Origin of the sequence: Trueperella abortisuis, assembly GCF_030811095.1 — a bacterium.
Classification (GTDB): domain Bacteria; phylum Actinomycetota; class Actinomycetes; order Actinomycetales; family Actinomycetaceae; genus Trueperella; species Trueperella abortisuis.
On sequence record NZ_JAUSQL010000001.1, the window covers coordinates 2,362,856 to 2,382,008 of the forward strand.

Consider the following 19,153-nt stretch of genomic DNA (forward strand, 5'->3'; position numbering starts at 1 on the left):
GGCGAATGTCGGGCATCGGGGCTTTGACCACTGTACACAGCCGTCACCAGGTCAAAGACGCCGCCGCCTCCACTCGAAGTCGGACATGACCTACTACCCGGCGCATCCCCCGCTCCTACCCCGCGCCCTCCACGCCCCCGCGCACCTTTGCGCGCCGCCTTCCGCCCGTGGCACGGCAGTGTTGAACAAAGCCAGCCCACGCCGTAACGTGGGTCTTTCAGGAGGTATCCCGAGGTGAGGTTCTATGAGTCAGGCAGTCACTGAAGCGACGCCCCTGCGCGACCAGTGGGGCCGCGTGGCGCGTGACCTACGCATTTCCCTCACTGACCGGTGCAACCTCCGGTGTTCCTACTGCATGCCACCCGAGGGCCTTGACTGGTTGCCCACCGAAGAAACGCTCACCGACGCCGAGGTCATGCGGCTCATGCGCATCGCGGTGGAGATGCTCGGCGTTGACGAAATTCGCTTCACGGGCGGCGAACCGCTCCTGCGCAAATCCCTGGAGGACCTCGTGGCCTACGGCGCGAGTCTGAAAACGGCGTCGGGAGGCCGTCCGAGCCTGTCACTGACCACAAATGGGCTGGGCCTGGACAAGCGAGCCGGTGGCCTCGCTGAGGCGGGACTGGAGCGGGTGAACGTGTCGATGGATTCGGTGGATCCGGCCATCTACCGGCACATCGCCCACCGCGACCGCCTAGCCTCCGTGTTCGCCGGGATCGAGGCCGCGTTCGCCGCGGGCCTCACGCCCGTGAAGATCAACGCCGTGGCGATGCGGGACGTCAACGAAGCCGGCCTGCGCGACTTGCTACGATACGCGCTGCGGGCCGGAGCCCAGTTGCGCATTATCGAGCACATGCCACTCGGGCCACGCGGGACGTGGTCGCGGGAGAACATGGTCCCCCAGGACGAGATCCTCGACTACTTGGGCGAGGAGTTCGAGCTGACACCCGCACCGACCACCGACCCTTCGGCCCCCGCGAAGTTGTGGAACGTGGCTCCGGGGCCGGATCACCCCGGCGGGTCGGTGGGCGTGATTGCCTCCGTTACCAAGCCGTTCTGCGCGCAGTGCGACCGCACGCGCCTGACCGCCGACGGACAGATGCGCACCTGCCTCTTCGCCCGGACCGAGACGGACCTGCGCGGCCCGATGCGCGCCGGCGCCGGGGATGCCGAACTCGCCCGAATCTGGGCCGATGCTATGTGGCAGAAGAAGCCCGGGCACGGGATTGACGACCCCGGCTTTGTCCAGCCCGGACGCTACATGTCCGAGATTGGCGGCTAGGGCCGGGTTGGCGCTGCCGGGTTGGCGGCTGGGGCCGGGTTGGCGGCTGCCGGGTTGGCGGCTGGGGCCGGGTTGGCGGCTGCCGGGCGCGTGAACTTTGGCCCGTCCGTCGCTAAGTGGTGAATCTGGTGAGTTTCATCGGCAAAACAGGGCTTTAGGCACAAAAACTCACCAGTTACCTACACCGGAGATCTGGGCGAGGCGTTCACCTCGGCGGGCTTTGTCGCTAAGTGGTGAATCTGGTGAGTTTCATCGACAAAACAAGGCTTTAGGCACAAAAACTCACCAGTTACCTACGCGGGACAGAAACCGGCCCAGGGCACGGGATCGACGACCCCGCCTTTGTCCAGCCCGGCGGCACATGCCCAAGATCGGCGGCCAGAGCCGGTCTGCCCGCGGCCGGGAATGCTAGGCGGAGCCCACCCATTCGTCGGTGCCGTCGGTAAAGAGCTGGCGCTTCCACACGGGCAGCTTGGCCTTGATCGTGTCCACAACGTCGGCGATCGCGGCGAATGAGGCGCCGCGGTGCGGGCTGGCCACGGCGGCGACCATGGCGAGATCCCCGATCGCGAGCTTGCCCACCCGGTGTACGACGGCAACTCGGCACTCGGGGTGGCGGTCGGCGACCTCGGCGGCGACCCCGGCGACCACCTCGGCCGCGCTCGGGTGGCAGGAGTATTCGATGCCGGTCACGCCTCGCCCGGCGTCGTGATTGCGCACGATCCCCTCGAAGACGACGAGCGCCCCGGCGGCGACGTTGCGGATGGAGTCCGCGACGGCGGCGGAGTCGATTGGGGTGTCCTGCACGCCGGTCAGGCCGATGCGGTCCATGGGTCCTCCCTGGTTGTCGTGATGCATAAACAGTAGTCCTGCTTTCCCGTGAGGCTGTGAACGCGTGATGGGGTGTTTGGCCTCCGATGCCGGTATAGGGTCTGTAGCGATTATACCCGTGAAACCAAACTTGCTAGGCCTGGGCGTATTCTTCTTTACTGGAATAGGCTTGTGCGTAGGCCAACTCCTACGCCTGGTGCGGCTAAAGCGCTCGACCTTGCCGTTGGTTTGGGGGCGGCAGCAAATGCAAAACAGTGGAATCTCGGCATAGAGTTCGTAGCCAACTGACCTAACTACGTAACCCGCCATCAAAGGTGATCGCATGACGAAAGGAAGCCTTGCGAGAATCCGCTGAGTCACACAAGCCTCTAGGTGCAGAGAACACACCATTTTTGCCCCTACAATCTCAGGAGATCAGTTGTTGATTGCTCTTACTTGAGCTTTTGATGTAGGGAGTGTTTATACTGCCTGCTTCGAGTGATAACAAAAACCGACTGGTCACAATAGGAAGAAGACTGTTCTTTCTGATTGGACTCGCCGGCTTAGTGCTGTTGCTTCTGAGCTTGTGGTTCGAGACTGGAAGACTTGGCGGTGTTTTATGTGCTGGTGCACTTATCGGACACCTCGCAACTTGGCACAGAGTTCTCACCACAGACAATGATCTCGGCGAGAATACTCGTTAGTTCCGACAAGGGTGACTGTCAAGCGTCCGCGGTTCTGTTCGTGTGAGTAGATGGGAGAATCTGATAACCAAGGCACATACTGAGAAAGCAAACCCGGGACGCTTCGGGTTGCCGACTCATTCGATTTCAGCCGCCGAATTGGCGCCCTGATCCCGGCGAAGGCCCAGGGGTCTCGGCGTCGTGCGGCGATGAGTGACTACTGCCGCGAGACCGGCGACCCGGCCTACATCGCAAACCTCGTGCCGCGCCTGGTCACGATCTCGCTACGCACGCAAGACCTCATCGAGGCGCTCCCTGAGCTCGTTATCGAGGAGGAGCATTAAGATCACTAACAGGGAACACTCCCTCTGCCCGCTCGGAAAGGACGTTCATGAAGCTCACCCACCTCAACTCCGCCGGAGAGGCCCGCATGGTCGACGTGACGGGCAAGCAGCCGACCGTGCGCGCGGCGAGCGCACAGGCCAAGGTCACGTGCTCGGGCGAGGTCATGGCGGCGCTCCGGGACGGCACCGTGCCCAAAGGCGACGTGCTGGCCGTGGCCCGCGTGGCCGGAATTGCGGCCGCCAAGCGGGTGCCCGACCTCCTCCCCCTCGCCCACACGATCGGCGTTCACGGCGCGCAGGTTGACCTCACCCTCGAGGCCGACCACGTCCTCATCCGCACCACCGTCCGCACCGCGGATCGCACCGGCGTGGAGATGGAGGCGCTGACGGCGGCGTCGGTGGCTGCGCTCGCCGTGGTGGACATGGTCAAGGGCGTGGACCGCTCTGCCGCCATCACGGACCTGCTCATCACCGCCAAGTCCGGCGGGCGCTCGGGCACGTGGGAGCGGCCCGGCTTCGAGTCCGACCGTTCGGCGGAGGCGTGATGTCTGCGATGACGACGCCCGAGGCGTATCTCGCGTCCATCCTCGAGGCTTTTTGCCCGCGCCGGCTCGCGTCCGAGACCGTTCCGTTGGCCGGGGCCCTCGGCCGAACCCTCGCCAACGACGCCGCCGCCCTGCTCTCCGTCCCGCCCTTCGACAACTCCGCCATGGACGGCTTCGCGGTGCGGGTGGGGGACTTTGTGGGCCGGGGGCCGTGGCGCTTCGCGGTGGTCTCGGACATCGCCGCGGGCTCGGTCGGCCAGGAACTCGCCGGCGTCGCCCTCGGCCGTGCTCTCGCCGGCGACGCCGCCCTCCCGCCCGCGGCCCGAATCATGACTGGCGCGTCGGTGCCGGACTGGGCTGACGCCGTCGTGAAGGTGGAAGACACCGACGCCCCCGCCGGTGCCTCGGACCTGCCCGCGACCGTGCAGGTCACTGCCGCGCCGCGCCTGGGCCACAACATCCGCCGCGCCGGCGAGGACCTCGCGGCGGGCTCGCTCGCCCTGCCCGCGGGAAGCGTGCTCGGCGCCCGCTCGCTCTCCGCGCTCGCAGCGATTGGCTACGGGCGGGTCGCGGTGGTGCGCAGGCCGCGCGTCGGCGTCGTCGCCACAGGATCGGAGCTAGCCCGCCCGGGCGACCCGCTCTCACCCGGCATGATCCCCGACTCCAATTCCACCCTCCTGTCGATGCTGGTCCGCGAGGCGGGCGGGGAGCCGACCGAGGTGGTGACGGTGGCCGACACCGCCGAGGCCTTCGCCGCGGCGCTCCCCACCGACGTGGACCTCATTGTCACCTCCGGCGGGGTCTCTATGGGCGCCTTCGACCCCGTCAAAGAATACGGGCTCGCCCACGGGTGGGCCTTTACGAAGGTGGCCATGCAGCCGGGCAAACCCCAAGGTCACGGGGTCAGCCCCGCCGGAGTGCCGGTTATTTGCCTGCCTGGTAACCCCGTCTCCGTGGCGGTGTCCTTCCGGCTGTTCGTGCGCCCCTATCTCGCCCGCCTCCTCGGCCAGGCAGAGCGCCCCGCCCGGACGCTGCCGGCCGGCGCGGCGTGGAACACCCCGGCCGGCCGGCGCCAATACCTGCCTGCTCGCGTGACGGGCGAGCCCGCCGTCGTCGTGCCCGTCCACGAACGCGGCTCCGGCTCACACCTCGTGGCCGCGCTGCGCGACGCCGAGGTGCTCGCCGTGGTGCCGGCAGACAAAGAGGAGGTCCGCCCAGGGGACCTCCTCCAGGTCATCGGATTATAAGGACGTTGCTAACCGGCAATCCTCGCCGGCCGCCGTTCGCGGGACGATTTGAGCCGCATCTTCGTATATATGAAGATGCGGCTCAAATCGTCCCGCGAAGGGATCTCCTCAGAGTTATTGACCTATAGGGGATCAGTGGTCTGCGCCGCGCATCTGCTCTACCGCGTGCGCGAGGATCGGGATGAGCACTTCCATCCCGTCCTCGACCCCGCCCACCGAGCCCGGCAGGTTCACCACGAGGGTGCGGTTGCGCCCGAGCACCATGACGCCCGCGCGGGAACGCGACAGGATCGCCGTGGGGCTACCCTTGATAATGCCGTGATAGCGGATCGCCTCCGGGATGCCCGGAATGTCGAAGCGCAGTAGCGGATCCATGGCGCGGGCCGTGTAGTCTTGCGGAGAGATGCCGGTGCCACCCGTCGTGATGACGACGTCGACCTCGTCGTACGCCGCGGTCTGGACGGCTTCGGCGATGGCTCGGACGTCGTCGTGGACCACGGCGGTGTCGATCACCCTGACGCCCGCCTCCTCGAGGAACCGGACGGCCGTGGGGCCAGAGATGTCTTCGCGCTTGCCGGCGGCGCTTCGATCTGAGATCGTGATAACAGCAGCTGAAATACTCATGGGATCATTATAGAACGAGTAAGGGTTTAGTCAAGGCCCGCTACCTGTCTCAGACACCACCCCTGCCTCGGAAGGACAACCATGCTGAAGAGAATCACCGCGGTGGCCGTCGCCACCCTCCTGCTCGCCGCCTGCTCCCAGGGCGCCAACACCTCAGACGCCGACTCAGACGCCCGCTCACAACTCATCGTCTTCGCCGCCGCCTCCCTCAACACCGCATTCCCACGCATCACAGAGGACGTCTTCGAACCGGACAACCCGGGCGTCGACGTCACCTTCTCCTTCGAGGGCTCCTCCGCGCTCGCGGAGAAGATCCTCGCCGGCGCCCCGGCCGACGTCTTCGCCTCCGCCAACGTGGGCAGCATGGATAAGGTGGGCGAGGCGGCCGTCTCACCCACCGAGTTCACCAAGAACACGCTGCGCCTCATCGTGCCCAGCGGCAACCCGGCCGGCGTCACCGACCTCATCTCAGCCAACGCCGCCAAACTGGTCGTGTGCGCGCCGCAGGTGCCGTGCGGCGCCGCCACCACACAGCTCGCCGAGCACGTCGGCCTCACCCTCACACCCGTCTCAGAAGAGCAGTCCGTGACGGACGTTCGCACCAAGGTGGAGACCGGCGAGGCGGATGCCGGCCTCGTCTACGTCACCGACGCGATGCTGGTGAAAGACAAGGTGGAGATCGTCGACGTACCCGGCATCACCGACGTCGGCACCTCCTACATGATCACCACCCTCGCCGACGCCCCCAACCCCGACGCCGCCAAAGCCTTCCTCGACGCCGTCATGTCCGAGAAGGGCCAGGCGATCCTCACCCAGTACGGGTTCGGCACCGGCGAGGGCGAAAGCAAGTAATGCGTGCCATCCCGCGGGGCTTTTGGCTCCCCGCCACGCTCGCGCTCGCCATGCTCATCCTTCCCCTGGTGGGCATGGCTTCGCGGGTGCCGTGGGCAGATCTGGGGCCAATCCTGAGCTCCGCCGCCTCCACGGACGCGCTGTGGCTTTCCCTGCGCACATGCCTGACATCCATGGCGATCTGCCTGCTCGTGGGCACGCCCCTCGCGCTCATCTTCGCGCGCGCCGCCGAGCTACCCCGCCGCCCCGCCTGGCTGACCCCGCTGCGCACCTTCGTCCTCGTGCCGCTGGTCATGCCGCCCGTGGTAGCCGGTCTCGCCCTGCTCACCACCTTCGGCCGGCGCGGGCTACTCGGCTCGGCGCTGGAGGTCGCCGGCATCCAGATCCCGTTCACCACCGCGGCCGTCATCCTTGCCCAGGTTTTCGTGTCGCTGCCCTTTCTGGTCACCACCGTGGACAGCGCCGCGCGCGCCGCCGGCTCCGACCTCGAACACGCCGCCGCCGGGCTCGGCGCCAGCCGGTGGGTGCAGTTTCGCCGCATCACCCTCCCCGTGCTTGGCCCCTCCATCGTCTCCGGCGCCGCCCTCGCCTTCGCCCGCTCCCTCGGGGAATTCGGCGCCACCATCACCTTCGCCGGCTCCCTGCAGGGCACCACCCGCACACTCCCCCTCGAGGTCTATCTTCAGCGCGAACAAGACCCCGACTCCGCCCTCGCCCTCGCCCTCCTCCTCATCCTCATTGCCCTCCTCGTCACCGCGCTCTCCACCGCCATCGAAGCCCACAGCTCGCGCCGATTCGCCCGCACCCACGACGCCGAAAAGCCCGGCGGCGCCGATATGCGCGGCGACGGCGGAGGGCCGGCTGGCGTCGTCGGGGGTCGGGCTGGCGGCGGCGGGGCTGGCGGCGGCGTCGGGGCCGATTCCGAAGCCGAACCGGAGACGCGCGCGCCCGTCGGGTTCGTGCTCGAGGCGGACGTGCCCGAGCGGGGAGTTCGCTACCGACTCGAGGCGAAACCCGGCGAAACCATCGCGCTCATCGGACCGAATGGGTCGGGCAAGTCGACCGGGATTCGGTTGCTCGCCGGGGACATCACAAGCCCAACATCGCGGGTAGAACGGCCGGAAGCCGTCGGGTTCCTCGACCAGGCGCCGGCGTTGTTCCCGCACATGAGCGTGCTCGACAACGTGGCCTTCGGGCCGCGGTGTGCCGGGGTGGCCAAGGCCAAGGCGCGCGAGCGGGCGCGGGCGGAGCTCGCCGCCGTCGGGATGGCGGGCCTCGAGCAGCGTAACCCGCGCCAGCTGTCCGGCGGGCAGGCTCAGCGCGTGGCGCTGGCTCGGCTTCTCGCCGTCAACCCGCAGCTCCTCCTGCTCGACGAACCCTTCGCCGCCCTCGACCCCACCGCCACCGCCCAGCTACGCGCGATCATTGCCCGGCGGGTGGCGGGCATTACGACGCTGATCGTCACGCATGACATCGTCGACGCGCTGACCCTCGCCGACCGCGTGGCCGCGCTCGAGGGCGGAAAACTCGTCGCGCTTGCCCCCGTGCCGGAAGCGCTCAGCCGTCCGGCCACCGCCTTCGTGGCCAGCTTCGCCGGGGTGAACATGCAGTTCGGAGTGATGGGCGCCGAGGGCTTGGTCTCCGGTGGCGTGACCTTCCAGGGGATCGCCGACGGGCTCGCCGAAGGCGAGCCGGGCGCCGCCGTTTTTGAACCCACCGCCGTCGCCCTTCGCGTCGAGCGAACGCCCGGTTCGCCACGCAACGTCTTCGAGGCGCGGGTACGCTCCGTGAGCACCGCCGCCGTGGGGGTGAACCTGGAGCTGGATATCGGCTCTGCCGCGCCAATCCACGCGGTTATCACCGCGGGCGCCGCCGCCGAGCTCGGGGTGGAAGAAGGCGCGTCGGTATTCGCCGAGGTCAAGGCCGTACAGGTGCGCCTCATCACAACTTCTCACGTCGCCGACTAGGTGGCGGCGCGGCTCGCCGCGCGCGGAGCGCGCGCCATGACGTAGGGTGGACACCACGCCTCCCAGACCCGGGACGTGAAAACTAGAAAGGATTCCAATCCATGGGCAACATTATCGGAACAATTGTTTTCGGGGCCGTGATCGGCTTCCTCGCTCGCTTCATCCGAAAGGATGCCCCAATTTCCGTGCCGGCAACCGTCGGACTCGGTGTGGCCGGCGTGGTGGTTGGCAACCTCATCCTCCAGCTGTTCAACTACCCCACCAACACACCCGGCATCGATTGGCTCCGCTGGATCGTAGCCACGGTGCTCGCGATCATCTTCATCGGCATTTACCTAGGGCGTGCGGGCAAGAAGAACTAGCCGCCGCGTAGGGGCCGGCCGCCGCGTAGGGGCTGGCCGAGCCCGACACTTCACTTGAGTATTCGGGCTACCTGTCGACACTTCACTTGAATATACCGGCTGCAGATCGCTATACGGGCCCGGCTGGCCCCAGATTCCTGAGTTATGTCGGCCGCGGTAGGGAGCATCGCCGGGCAGCCAGCTGGTGCGGGCCTGCCCCGACACTTCACTTGAGGATTTGTGCTACCTGTCGACACTTCTCTTGAATATACCGGCTATCGATCGCTATACGGGCCCGGCCGGCCCCAGATTCCCGAGTTGCGTCGGGGCGCAGGCGGCGCACCGCCGGGCAACCGGCGGGCCGATGCATGCCCCCGAAAACCAGCCAGCCCCAACGGGCCCCACAAGGGCTCAACACATAAATGAGGCGGGCCGCCATCCACGCTAGGCGGCCCGCCTCGGGCAGACACTCTGGCCGTAACGGAGAAGACTGCACAAATTTCTTCTCCAGCCAGTGTGTCAGGCTTCAGCATCACACACACGAAAGGAATACCTTGAAGGGGGATGTCCTTGCGATGTCTCTAGTATGGCAATCGATACTTGGATATCCATTGGTGATGTCTGGGAGTTGTCTGGGAATTATTCCCACTGGTATTCCCGCTGGTCACGCCGGCTTCCGAAGGACCATGAGCCGACCGCATCCGCCGCAATGACGCCTGGACGGGCCCGCCAACCGAGCCGAACGCGTGCCCTATTCGAGCCATTGGGCCCAAAAGTGTGGCATAGAAAACACTAGGATGTTTTTTATGAATGACGCCACACGCGCCACCTCCAATGACGGACACGCTTCACCCCAACGCGCACTTCGCCCAGCCCGCCGCACCCGCAAGGCGCCCATCGCCCAGCGCCGCACGCCGCTCGGCACGAAGGAAAAGATCGGCCTGATCCTAGGCGCGATCGCCTTCGCCTTCCCACTCCTCGTCGACATCCCCAACCTCGAGCCGCTCGGCGAACGCATGCTGGCCATCTTCCTGCTGGCCATCATCTTCTGGATCACGGAGCCGATCCCGCTCACGGCTACGGCGGTGCTCGTCATCATGCTGGAGGTCCTGTTCGTGGCAAAGGGCGGGGTGTTCGCCCCGGCCCTCCCAGACCCGGCCCTCCCAGACCCGGCCGCCGCCGACGACGGCGCGCTCGCCGATCAGCTCCTGCCCGCCTCCGCCTACTTCGCAGCATTAGCCAACCCGGTCATCATCCTATTCCTCGGCGGCTTCATGATCGCTCACGGAGCGGAAAAGTACGGCCTGGACCGCAACCTCGCCTCCGTCATGCTCAAGCCCTTCTCGGACAGCGCCCGGGCCACCACCGCCGGCCTCATGCTCATCACGGCGATCCTGTCGATGTTCATGTCGAACACGGCAACCACCGCCACGATGTTCGCCGTCGTCGTCCCTATCCTCAAGGCCCTGCCCAAGGGCAAGGCTCGTGCCGGCGTCGCTCTATCCATCCCGCTAGCGGCGAACGTGGGCGGCATCGGAACGCCCGTCGGCACCCCGCCAAACGCCATTGCGATCGGCGCGCTCGCAGAGCGCGGCATCACAATCTCCTTCGTCGACTGGATGATCATGGCGGTGCCATTCATGCTGATCATCCTCCTGTTCTCCTGGCTGTTCCTCTCCCTCGTGTTCCTGCCGAAGGACGCCCGCATCCACGTCGAGATGACCTCGAACTGGGACCGCACAACCAACGCACGCATCTTCTACGTCATCGCCGGCATCACGATCCTGGCCTGGATGACGGAGCCGCTGCACGGAATCTCCTCCAACACCGTCGGCTTCTTCCCGGTTGTGGCTCTGCTGTGCCTGAAGGTGATGGGCGGGGCCGACATCAAGGCGCTCGACTGGCCCGTGCTCTGGCTGGTCTCGGGCGGCATCGCGCTCGGCACGGGCGTGGGAGCCACCGGCCTGGACGCCTGGCTGGTCGGCTCGGTGCCGTGGGAGAGCCTGGGCGGCGTGTGGATCGTGGCAATCCTGGGCCTGATTGGCTTCGGAATGGCGAACGTCATCTCCCACTCGGCGGCGGCAAACCTCCTGGTCCCGCTGGCGGTATCGCTTGCTGTTTCCCTCGACGGGGTGGACACGCTCACGGTCAGCGTCGTCGTCGCGATCGCGTGCTCGTTGGGCATGTCGATGCCGATCTCCACCCCGCCGAACGCGATCGCCTACTCGACGGGCGAGATCAAGATCTCCCAGATGGCGCTACTGGGCATGGTGGTAGGAACGGCGGCCACCGCCGTCCTTATCTTCGCCTTGCCCTCCCTGTGGTCGGCGATCGGGCTGGCGTAACGATGGGTTTCCCGACGACGTCCGATTCGGCCGCGTTCAACCGCGCGCCGTTCCACTCCCCCGCGCTCGACTCGGCCACATTCGGCGTCCAGCCGTCGATCCCGATCGTGGACGCGCGCCCGCTCGACGTCGTCATGCTCAGCACGGACCCGCTCACCGCCTCGGTCCCACACTGGCTCGCGGAGGGGCTGCGCGGGGAGTGCATCGTCCACCACATGGCAGGCATCGAGGAGTTGCGCGAGCGGGAGGGGGAGCTGGATGAGCTGGCGGTCATCACGCTCACCGTAGACAAGCACGGCCTTGCCGCGCACCACCCCGTCTACGAGTTCATCACCGAACCTGGCCACGAGGACATCCGCGTGGTACTGCTGACCACGGAGCGGGAGGTCAGCGGCCTGTCCACGCTCGCCGACTCCAACCGGCTCGACCTGCTCGCCTACCTCCCCGATGTCCCGCGCCTGCCCTTCACCCGCGACATCCGCACCCAGCTGCGCCGCTACCGCAAGAACACGCGTGTCAAGGCGGGCGGGCGCCGCGAGCGCGCCACTGTCGACGAACGATTCGCCCTCAACCTCGACGCCTCCGACCTGGAGATCGTCCACCGGATCGTTGAGCTCGCCGACGAGCTGCTCGGCTATCAGCCGCGCGTCCACCACCCGCCCAACACGCGCCTGACCACCGAGGGCGAGCGGGTCGAGGAGATCACGCTGGCGCTGTCGGGGCAGGTCGCCCTCGAGATGCGTTCCGACGTCGGCGCGGTCACCATGCATCGCTCCACAACGGGGCGGCTCATCGGCATGCTCGCCCTGACCTCGGGCCGCAACGCGTTCTTCACCTCCCGCACGACAACAAACGTGGTCGCCGTCCAGCTCACCTTCGAGCAGATGAACTACATCTGGAGCCACAGTTCCGAGATCCCCTCGCTGGTGGCGGCCCTGTTTGTGCGCTCCTTCGACCGTCGCCTGCGCCGCTCTGAGGACATCCAGATCGAGCAGGTGGAGCTCACCGCCGAGCTTGAGCGCGAACGCGCCAACCTCGCCCAGGCGCTCAGCAACCTCGAGGCGGCCCGCGCCGAGCTGATGAGCCAGGCCCGCTTCGCCTCGCTCGGTGAGCTCGCGGCCGGCGTCGCCCACGAACTCAACAACCCCATGGCCGCCATCGAGCGCATCGGGGATCATCTGTACGACGACGTCCACGCCCTAGCTCGCACCGCGAAGGACCAGAAGTGGGCGCGGCGGGTGCTGGCGGCAATGGACGGCGCCCACGGAGCTGCCTCGCTCACCACCCGCGAGGAGCGCCAGGTCCGCCGCGAGCTGGAGAAAGCGCTGGGGGATCGGGCGGCTGCCCAACGGCTGGTGCTGGCCGGCATCCACGACCCCGCCTTCGCCACGGAGATTAAGCGCTCGCGCGGCATCGACGTGGAGACCGTGGAGCTGGCGGCGTCAATCGGCACGGGCCTGCGCAACATCTCAACGGCGACCCACCGCGTGACGGAGCTCGTCGCCTCGCTGCGCTCCTATGCGCGCCCGGACGGCGATCCGATCACGGATGTTGACGTTCACGTCGGGCTCGACGACACCCTCCGGCTCGTCTCTCACCGCCTGCTCAACGTCAAGGTCGAACGCGATTTCCACACCATCCCCCACATCACCGGCAACCCCGGCCAGCTCTCGCAGGTGTGGACGAACCTCATCACCAACGCCGCCGAGGCGATGGCCGACCAGCCCGATGCCCGCATCCGCATCACGACGGGTGTGGACGGGCCGAACGTCATCGTCGCGATCGCGGACAACGGCCCCGGCATCGCGCCCGAGATCCAGAAAAACATGTTCGAGCCGCGCTTCACCACGAAGGGTGGCCAGGTGCGTTTCGGGATGGGGATCGGGCTGTCGGTAGTGCGCAACATGGTCTCGCGCCACGGCGGCACCGTCCGCGTCGACACCGGCCCGGGCAGCACCACCTTCACCGTCTCGCTTCCGATCGCCGGCCCTCCGGCGGCTTCCCCCGGCCCGGCGGCTTCCCCCGGCGTGGCGGCGGACGACCCCACCGCCATCCACCGACCCGACCACATCCCCCTCAGACCAACCCACACCACCGAGCAGGAGGAATCATGAAACTTGCGATTCTCATCGTCGAGGACGAGCCGGAGGTGCGTGCCTCCATCGAGCGCGACCTCATTGACTTCGCCGACGTCGCCCGCATCGAACCCGCCGAGGACGTCGAGGACGCCTGGGAGGTGGTCGACGAGATCGACGGCGCCGGCGATGCGCTCGCGCTCGCACTGTGCGACCACCGCATGCCCGGCACCACCGGCGTGGACTTCCTCGTGCAGATGATGGACGACGAACGCACCGTTGACACCCGCAAGGTGCTCGTGACCGGGCAGGCCGACCTGTCCGACACGATCCGTGCCGTCAACGATGCCGATCTTGAGCACTACATCGCCAAGCCCTGGCAACCCGAGGAGCTGCGCAGGATCGTCAGGCAGATGCTGACCGACTACGTGGAAATCACCGGGATCAACCCGTTGCCGCACCTGGCCGTGCTCGATCCGGAGCGCGCGATGGAGCTAGCCCGGGACTTCTCGATCGCCGACTAACCCGGAGGTGGTTCCTTCGTGGGACGATTTGAGCCGTATCTTCGTATATATAAAGATACGGCTCAAATCGTCCCACGTAGGGCGCTCACCAGCCCGCTCATCGGCAAAGCGGGCCGGGAGCGTCACCGCGGGGCGAAGGGGATCTCCTGCGTGCGAGCAGCCAAAACGTCGAGGAAGAGCACGCGCCCGACGAGCGGGCGGCCCGTGCCGGTGATGAGCTTGATCGCCTCGGCAGCCATGACCGCACCCGCCTGGCCGGGGACGGCACCCATCAGCCCCACCTCGGCGGTGGTGGGCAAGGATCCGGCGGGCGGTTCGACCGGGAAAAGATCGCGCAAACACAGCCCGTTCGGGCCGGGGAAGCCGGCGGCCACCGCCCGCGGCCCGGTCCAGAACACCGACACCTGCGCCTGCCAGCCGAGCAGTGCGCCCCACACCACGGGGATGCCGGCCCGCGCAGCGGCGTCGGAGATCAGGAAACGGGTTTGCAGGTTGTCGGTGCCGTCGAGGACGAGGTCCCAGCCGGCGAACACCCCATCGACGTTGTCCTGCGTCAGCCGCACCGGGAAAGTCTGGACGGCCAGGTCCGGGTTGAGCTCCTTGAGCCGGCGCGCCGCCGAATCAACCTTCAGCTCCCCGATCGCGGCCGTCGAGTGGATGACCTGGCGCTGAAGATTGGTTATATCCACGCGGTCGGCGTCGACGACGCCGACCGCGCCAACTCCCGCCGCCGCCAGATACAGCAGTGCGGGCGAGCCTAGGCCGCCGGCCCCCACCATAAGCACGCGCGCGCCCAGCAGCCTCCGCTGCCCAAGCTCGCCGATCTCCTCCCGCGCAATGTGCCGCGCGTAGCGTTCCCGCTGGTCGGGGGTCAGCTCGGGGCCCGGCTCGACGAGCGCCGCAATCGTAACGCCGCGCCGCGCCGGCTCGCCCGCGGGCCCCTCGCCAGCCCCGGCTCCATGACGCACACTCACGCCCCTCAGCCGCCCGCAAACGGGGGCAGGACGTCCACCCTCGGATCGTCGGGCAGGATCGCCGTCCTCTCGGCGTGCTTGCCATTGACCAGGAACGAACACAGCCCGAGCACGCGCTCGAGGCGTTCAGGATCGGCCGGGGCGACGGCGCCGTGAACGCTGGCCACCAGCTCCTCCACCGTGGCGCCGCGCGCAACCTCCACGGACACGGCCTCGGCTCCGGCGGCGTCAGCGGCCGCCGCAAACAGGCGAAGGTGAGCGATCATGCGGCCTCCTCGAAGAACGGCTCCGGTTTCCACAGGGGCATGGGCTGCGCCGAACGCGCCCGGATGATCCACCACAGTGCTTCGACCACGAGCGCGCCGCCCACCCCGATGAGGGTGGCCGTCCACATCATTGCCGCGTTCGACGAGTCGAGCATGAAGATCTGCTGGGTGACGTCCCACGTGAAGATGACGCCGTACCCGGCCAGCGGCAACACCACCAGGGCCAGCTTCCACGGGGACAGCGGACGGGCAATGCAGAACAGCACCCAGGAGGAGGGGATGATGAGCGCCACGAGCGCCGCCGTCGACTCCTGCACGTGCACGGCCGGCACGTCCCAGCCGGAGGCAACCATGTAGGCCAGGAACGACGACGCCCCGACGACGACGCCGGCCGGCACCGCGAATCGCAATACCCGGCGCACAAAGTTCGGCCGCGCCCGGTTGTGATTCGGGGGCAGGGCGAGGATGAAGGCGGGGATGCCGATGGTGAACCAGCCGGTGATCGTCACGTGGATCGGCATGAAGGGGAAGGGCACGGCGGCTAGGATCACGAGGATCGCGAGGAAGGCCGAGTAGATCGTCTTCGTGAGGAACAGGTTGGCCACCCGCTCGATGTTGCCGATCACGCGCCGGCCCTCAGCCACCACGTGCGGGAGGGTGGCGAAACGGTTGTCGAGGAGCACGATCTTCGCCACCGCACGGGTGGCCGCCGAGCCCGAGCCCATTGCCACGCCGATGTCGGCGTCCTTCAGGGCCAGCACGTCGTTGACGCCGTCGCCGGTCATGGCCACCGTGTGCCCGTTGGCTTGGAGGGCTTTGACCATCTCCTGCTTCTGGTCGGGGCGCACCCGCCCAAACACGCGGTTGTCCTCGATCGTGCGGGCGAAGTCGGCGGGCTCGATACGCCGGGCATCGACGGGCGTGCCCTGCTCGACGCCGAGGCGCTCGGTCACCGCCCCCACGGACGCCGCGTTGTCACCCGAGATGACCTTGACCTCCACGTCCTGCTCGGCGAAGAACTCGAGGGTGTCGCGGGCGTCGGGCCGGATCTTCTGCTCGAAGATGATGAGGGCCAGCGGCGTCACGACGCCGGGGGCGCCCTCCTCGCCAACCTCTCGTTGTGCCCGGCCCAGCATGAGGACGCGGCGGCCCGTGGCCCCAACCTCCTCGGCGCGCGCGGCAGCCGGGTGGTCGCCGCCGAGCACGTCGGGGGCGCCCATCACGTAGGTGACCCGGCCCGTTTGCCCGGCCTCGGGCCGGGCAAACGTCGCGCCCGACCACTTCGTGGCCGAGCTGAACGGCGCCCGCTCGACCACCTCCCACTTCTCGCCTTCGGCCGGGAACTGCTCGGCGATGGCCTGCGCGGTGGCGTTGGGGTCGGGGTCGGTGGCGACCAGCTGCGCCAGGACCTGCGCGCACCGGGCCCCCTCGTCAGATCCGCCGGCCGCGCCCTCGTGAGCGACCCGCCCGTCGCCGATCACCTCGAGCTCGGAGAAGACGAGCGTGTTCTCCGTCAACGTCCCGGTCTTGTCCGCGCACACCACATCCACGCGCGCGAGCCCCTCAATCGCGGGCAGCTCCTGGACCAGGCATTGGCGCTTGCCCAGGCGGATCACTCCGAGCGCGAACGCCGTGGACGTGATCAGCACCAAGCCCTCCGGCACCATCGGCACCAGCGCGCCCGTGATCTCGAGGACGACCGAGCGGTAATCGTGGACCCCACCGCGCGTCTGCGAGTAGATCGTCAGCAGACCCACCGGGATGAGCACCCACGTGATGTAGGTGAGGATCTTGTTGATACCCGCTTGCAACTCCGAGTGGGCGAGCGAAAATCGCGAAGCCTCCGCGGCGAGCTTCGCCGCATACGACTCCGCGCCCACCTTCGTCACCTCGTAGTCCCCCGAGCCGGAGACCACGAACGAACCCGACATGATCGGATCGCCCGGCGCCTTACGCACCGCGTCCGACTCACCGGTCAGATTCGACTCGTCCACGGACAGGTAATCCGACGCCACGACCACGCCGTCAACCACGATCTGGTTTCCGGCACCGACCCGGACGACGTCGTCAAGCACCAGGTCCTCTTGCGCCACCTCGGCAAGCTCCCCGTCGCGCCACACGCGCGGCCGCTCCGCGCCCACGATCACCAACGACTCCAGCGTGCGTTTCGCGCGCAACTCTTGGACGATACCGATCCCCGAGTTCACCACGATGAGCAGGCCAAACGCCCCATTGACGAGCGAACCCGTGGTCATCACCATGACGAACAACACGAACAAGATCGCGTTGATCCGCGTGAACACATTCTGGCGCACGATCTGCCCCACCGTCTTCCCCGTGCGCGGGGGAAGTTCGTTGGCGCGACCGTCACGACGTCGTTCGTCGACCTCCGCCGACGATAGGCCGAGCGTTGTGGCGGACATGTTACCTCTTCCTGTAAAGCGTCTTGCGCTGGTAGTGCGGCTCGGACGTGACGAGGATCCCCAGGTTGCGGAAAATTCCCTCATCCACCGTGCCCAGGATCGTTGTGGTGTGGACGTCGCAGCCCTCGAGGTTGCGCAGCTGCTCAAGCGCGCGCCGAGCCTCCGGCGACGTCGACGCCGACACCGACAGCGCGATCAGCACCTCATCCGTGTGCAGGCGCGGGTTACGCGAACCCAGGTGCTCCGTCTTCAACGTCTGGATCGGCTCGATCGCATCACGCGACAGCAGGTGCACCTCCGGGTCGATTCCCGCCAGGTACTTGAGCGCGTTAAGCAGCATCGCCGCCGAGCACCCCAGCAGCGGGGAGGTCTTGCCCGTGATGATCGTTCCGTCGCGCAACTCGATCGCGCAGCCCGGCTCGCCCGTGGCCCTCTCGACCGCGAGCGCCGGCTCCACCACTCGGCGCTCCTCCACCGTGATGCCGGCCTCCGCCATGATCAGCGCGATCCGGTCCGACTGGACCGGATCCATGTCGTTGGCCGCCTCTTCCACCAGCGCCTTGTAGTACCGGCGCACGATCTCCTGGCGGGAGGCCCGCCGCACCACGGCGTCGTCACTGATGCACATCCCCGCCATGTTCACGCCCATGTCGGTGGGGGACTGGTAGGGCGACTCGCCCATCATCATCTCCAGCAACGAGCGCAGCAGCGGGAAGACGTCGACGTCCCGGTTGTAGGAGGTCACCTGCTTGCCGTAGGCCGCCAGGTGGTAGGGGTCGATAACGTTGTTGTCCTCCAGGTCGGCTGTCGCCGCCTCGTAGGCCAAATTCACCGGGTGCTCCAGTGCCACGTTCCAGATCGGGAACGTCTCAAACTTCGCGTAGCCCGCGCGAATACCGCGCTTAAACTCGTGGTAAATCTGCGACAGGCAGGTGGCGAGCTTGCCCGAACCCGGGCCCGGCGCCGTGACCACGATAAGGTCGCGGCTGGTTTGCACGTAGTCGTTACGGCCAAGGCCCTCCTCCGACACGATCAGTTTCGTGTTCGACGGGTAGCCCGGGATCGTGTAGTGGTGGGCCACCTTCAGGCCCAGCCTCTCCAGCCGATCCGAGAACTGGTGTGCCTGGCGGTTGCCAGCCTCCAGCTGCGTCATCACCACGTTCTCCACCAGGAAGCCACGCTCGCGGAACACATCGACGAGGCGCAGCACGTCCTCCTCGTAGGGGATCTGCAGGTCCGCGCGCTTCTTCTGGCGCTGAATATCCTTCGCGTTAAGGCACACTAGGATCTCGATCTGATCCTTGATCTGCTCGAGCATCACGATCTTGTTGTCCGGGGTAAACCCCGGCAGCACGCGCGAAGCGTGGTTATCATCAAAAAGCTTGCCGCCCATCTCCAGGTAGAGCTTGCCGCCGATCTGTTCGCGGCGCTCGCGGATGTGAGCCGACTGCATGTCGATGTACTTTTGCCGATTAAATCCGATCGACGACGGGGTGGGGCCGGGTAAAACTTGCGACACATTTACTCCTTCGCGCCTCGCGCAACAGCGCGCCGGGCTCTCGCCCGCCGCGCATCCTCCTTGGGCACACCGCCCGGGCGGGTGGGGTGCCGGGTTCACGCCTTGGGTCGCGTGGCCCGGAACCGTGCCGGAGCAAAAGTTCGCGGACTTCCACGACCTTCAACCTTCCTAGTGTAAACACGCGCGCCCGCGGGCGCGAAGCAGACCACGGTATGACAGGCCCGCAAGTGGCGTTTCTGCGCCGACGCCGTCGCTCGCTTTTCGCCCACCGTCGGGCGTGTCACAGGCTCGCCCCGGTCTCAGCGATCTTCGTCACCACGGCTTTTCTGGGC

General features: G+C 67.2%; 16 protein-coding genes. 10 read left to right on the top strand and 6 right to left on the bottom strand.

The window, feature by feature from the left end; genetic code table 11:
* Positions 1 to 244: 244 nt before the first annotated feature.
* A complete protein-coding gene (gene moaA, locus J2S45_RS10675) occupies positions 245 to 1,282 on the top strand; it encodes a GTP 3',8-cyclase MoaA (protein WP_307635392.1) in 1,038 nt (345 codons plus the stop codon).
* Between the two features lie 408 nt (positions 1,283 to 1,690).
* Here the strand turns inward: moaA and J2S45_RS10680 are convergent, their stop codons facing one another.
* Entirely contained in the window at positions 1,691 to 2,113 is a 423-nt protein-coding gene (locus J2S45_RS10680; protein ID WP_296932682.1) for a molybdenum cofactor biosynthesis protein MoaE, read from the bottom strand.
* Positions 2,114 to 2,984: 871 nt separating this feature from the next.
* Here J2S45_RS10680 and J2S45_RS10685 point away from each other — a divergent pair.
* The 3 genes from J2S45_RS10685 to J2S45_RS10695 are packed head-to-tail and all read left to right on the top strand — an operon-like array spanning position 2,985 to position 4,911.
* A complete protein-coding gene (locus tag J2S45_RS10685; RefSeq protein WP_296932679.1) occupies positions 2,985 to 3,119 on the top strand; it encodes a hypothetical protein in 135 nt (44 codons plus the stop codon).
* Positions 3,120 to 3,166: 47 nt separating this feature from the next.
* Positions 3,167 to 3,664 (top strand): cyclic pyranopterin monophosphate synthase MoaC, encoded by a 498-nt coding sequence (gene moaC, locus J2S45_RS10690; RefSeq protein WP_307635393.1) that lies wholly within the window; start codon positions 3,167 to 3,169, stop codon positions 3,662 to 3,664.
* Complete coding sequence (locus J2S45_RS10695) at positions 3,664 to 4,911, top strand: molybdopterin molybdotransferase MoeA (RefSeq protein WP_307635394.1); 1,248 nt, start codon at positions 3,664 to 3,666, stop codon at positions 4,909 to 4,911. The genes moaC and J2S45_RS10695 overlap by 1 nt, the downstream gene beginning before the upstream one ends.
* Positions 4,912 to 5,043: 132 nt before the next feature.
* Here J2S45_RS10695 and J2S45_RS10700 read toward each other — a convergent pair whose 3' ends face one another.
* The gene (locus J2S45_RS10700; protein WP_270973823.1) at positions 5,044 to 5,535 is read right to left on the bottom strand and encodes a MogA/MoaB family molybdenum cofactor biosynthesis protein; all 492 of its coding nucleotides are present in this window, start codon (positions 5,533 to 5,535) and stop codon (positions 5,044 to 5,046) included.
* Positions 5,536 to 5,616: 81 nt separating this feature from the next.
* On the opposite strand from J2S45_RS10700, the gene modA reads away from it, so the two are divergent.
* From modA to J2S45_RS10730, 6 genes are all read left to right on the top strand, one after another.
* Positions 5,617 to 6,387: a molybdate ABC transporter substrate-binding protein gene (gene modA, locus J2S45_RS10705; protein WP_307635395.1), complete on the top strand. Its 771-nt coding sequence runs from the start codon at positions 5,617 to 5,619 to the stop codon at positions 6,385 to 6,387.
* Entirely contained in the window at positions 6,387 to 8,354 is a 1,968-nt protein-coding gene (locus tag J2S45_RS10710; RefSeq protein ID WP_307635396.1) for an ABC transporter permease, read from the top strand. The genes modA and J2S45_RS10710 overlap by 1 nt, the downstream gene beginning before the upstream one ends.
* A 101-nt stretch (positions 8,355 to 8,455) precedes the next feature.
* Positions 8,456 to 8,716, top strand: coding sequence for a GlsB/YeaQ/YmgE family stress response membrane protein (locus J2S45_RS10715; RefSeq protein WP_270973816.1), 261 nt, complete (start codon positions 8,456 to 8,458; stop codon positions 8,714 to 8,716).
* A gap of 785 nt (positions 8,717 to 9,501) precedes the next feature.
* Positions 9,502 to 11,040, top strand: coding sequence for an SLC13 family permease (locus J2S45_RS10720; RefSeq protein ID WP_307635397.1), 1,539 nt, complete (start codon positions 9,502 to 9,504; stop codon positions 11,038 to 11,040).
* A gap of 2 nt (positions 11,041 to 11,042) precedes the next feature.
* Positions 11,043 to 13,154, top strand: a complete 2,112-nt coding sequence (locus J2S45_RS10725; protein WP_307635398.1) for an ATP-binding protein — start codon at positions 11,043 to 11,045, stop codon at positions 13,152 to 13,154.
* The gene (locus J2S45_RS10730; protein ID WP_270973811.1) at positions 13,151 to 13,639 is read left to right on the top strand and encodes a response regulator; all 489 of its coding nucleotides are present in this window, start codon (positions 13,151 to 13,153) and stop codon (positions 13,637 to 13,639) included. Before J2S45_RS10725 ends, J2S45_RS10730 begins: the two co-directional genes overlap by 4 nt.
* A 122-nt stretch (positions 13,640 to 13,761) precedes the next feature.
* Here J2S45_RS10730 and J2S45_RS10735 read toward each other — a convergent pair whose 3' ends face one another.
* Genes J2S45_RS10735 through J2S45_RS10750 form a run of 4 tightly spaced genes read right to left on the bottom strand, consistent with a single transcriptional unit; the run spans position 13,762 to position 18,821 of the window.
* Positions 13,762 to 14,613 (bottom strand): HesA/MoeB/ThiF family protein, encoded by an 852-nt coding sequence (locus tag J2S45_RS10735; RefSeq protein WP_307635399.1) that lies wholly within the window; start codon positions 14,611 to 14,613, stop codon positions 13,762 to 13,764.
* Between the two features lie 5 nt (positions 14,614 to 14,618).
* The gene (locus J2S45_RS10740) at positions 14,619 to 14,879 is read right to left on the bottom strand and encodes a MoaD/ThiS family protein (RefSeq protein WP_307635400.1); all 261 of its coding nucleotides are present in this window, start codon (positions 14,877 to 14,879) and stop codon (positions 14,619 to 14,621) included.
* Positions 14,876 to 17,302, bottom strand: a complete 2,427-nt coding sequence (locus tag J2S45_RS10745) for an HAD-IC family P-type ATPase (RefSeq protein ID WP_307635401.1) — start codon at positions 17,300 to 17,302, stop codon at positions 14,876 to 14,878. The genes J2S45_RS10740 and J2S45_RS10745 overlap by 4 nt, the downstream gene beginning before the upstream one ends.
* Position 17,303: 1 nt before the next feature.
* Entirely contained in the window at positions 17,304 to 18,821 is a 1,518-nt protein-coding gene (locus J2S45_RS10750) for a DUF1846 domain-containing protein (protein ID WP_296929710.1), read from the bottom strand.
* Positions 18,822 to 19,153: the final 332 nt, after the last annotated feature.

Bases quoted from the DNA above. Each gene is read 5' to 3' on its own strand.
- moaA (WP_307635392.1), top strand. From the start codon at position 245: ATGAGTCAGGCAGTCACTGAAGCGACGCCCCTGCGCGACCAGTGGGGC.
- J2S45_RS10680 (WP_296932682.1), bottom strand. From the start codon at position 2,113: ATGGACCGCATCGGCCTGACCGGCGTGCAGGACACCCCAATCGACTCC.
- J2S45_RS10685 (WP_296932679.1), top strand. From the start codon at position 2,985: ATGAGTGACTACTGCCGCGAGACCGGCGACCCGGCCTACATCGCAAAC.
- moaC (WP_307635393.1), top strand. From the start codon at position 3,167: ATGAAGCTCACCCACCTCAACTCCGCCGGAGAGGCCCGCATGGTCGAC.
- J2S45_RS10695 (WP_307635394.1), top strand. From the start codon at position 3,664: ATGTCTGCGATGACGACGCCCGAGGCGTATCTCGCGTCCATCCTCGAG.
- J2S45_RS10700 (WP_270973823.1), bottom strand. From the start codon at position 5,535: ATGAGTATTTCAGCTGCTGTTATCACGATCTCAGATCGAAGCGCCGCC.
- modA (WP_307635395.1), top strand. From the start codon at position 5,617: ATGCTGAAGAGAATCACCGCGGTGGCCGTCGCCACCCTCCTGCTCGCC.
- J2S45_RS10710 (WP_307635396.1), top strand. From the start codon at position 6,387: ATGCGTGCCATCCCGCGGGGCTTTTGGCTCCCCGCCACGCTCGCGCTC.
- J2S45_RS10715 (WP_270973816.1), top strand. From the start codon at position 8,456: ATGGGCAACATTATCGGAACAATTGTTTTCGGGGCCGTGATCGGCTTC.
- J2S45_RS10720 (WP_307635397.1), top strand. From the start codon at position 9,502: ATGAATGACGCCACACGCGCCACCTCCAATGACGGACACGCTTCACCC.
- J2S45_RS10725 (WP_307635398.1), top strand. From the start codon at position 11,043: ATGGGTTTCCCGACGACGTCCGATTCGGCCGCGTTCAACCGCGCGCCG.
- J2S45_RS10730 (WP_270973811.1), top strand. From the start codon at position 13,151: ATGAAACTTGCGATTCTCATCGTCGAGGACGAGCCGGAGGTGCGTGCC.
- J2S45_RS10740 (WP_307635400.1), bottom strand. From the start codon at position 14,879: ATGATCGCTCACCTTCGCCTGTTTGCGGCGGCCGCTGACGCCGCCGGA.
- J2S45_RS10745 (WP_307635401.1), bottom strand. From the start codon at position 17,302: ATGTCCGCCACAACGCTCGGCCTATCGTCGGCGGAGGTCGACGAACGA.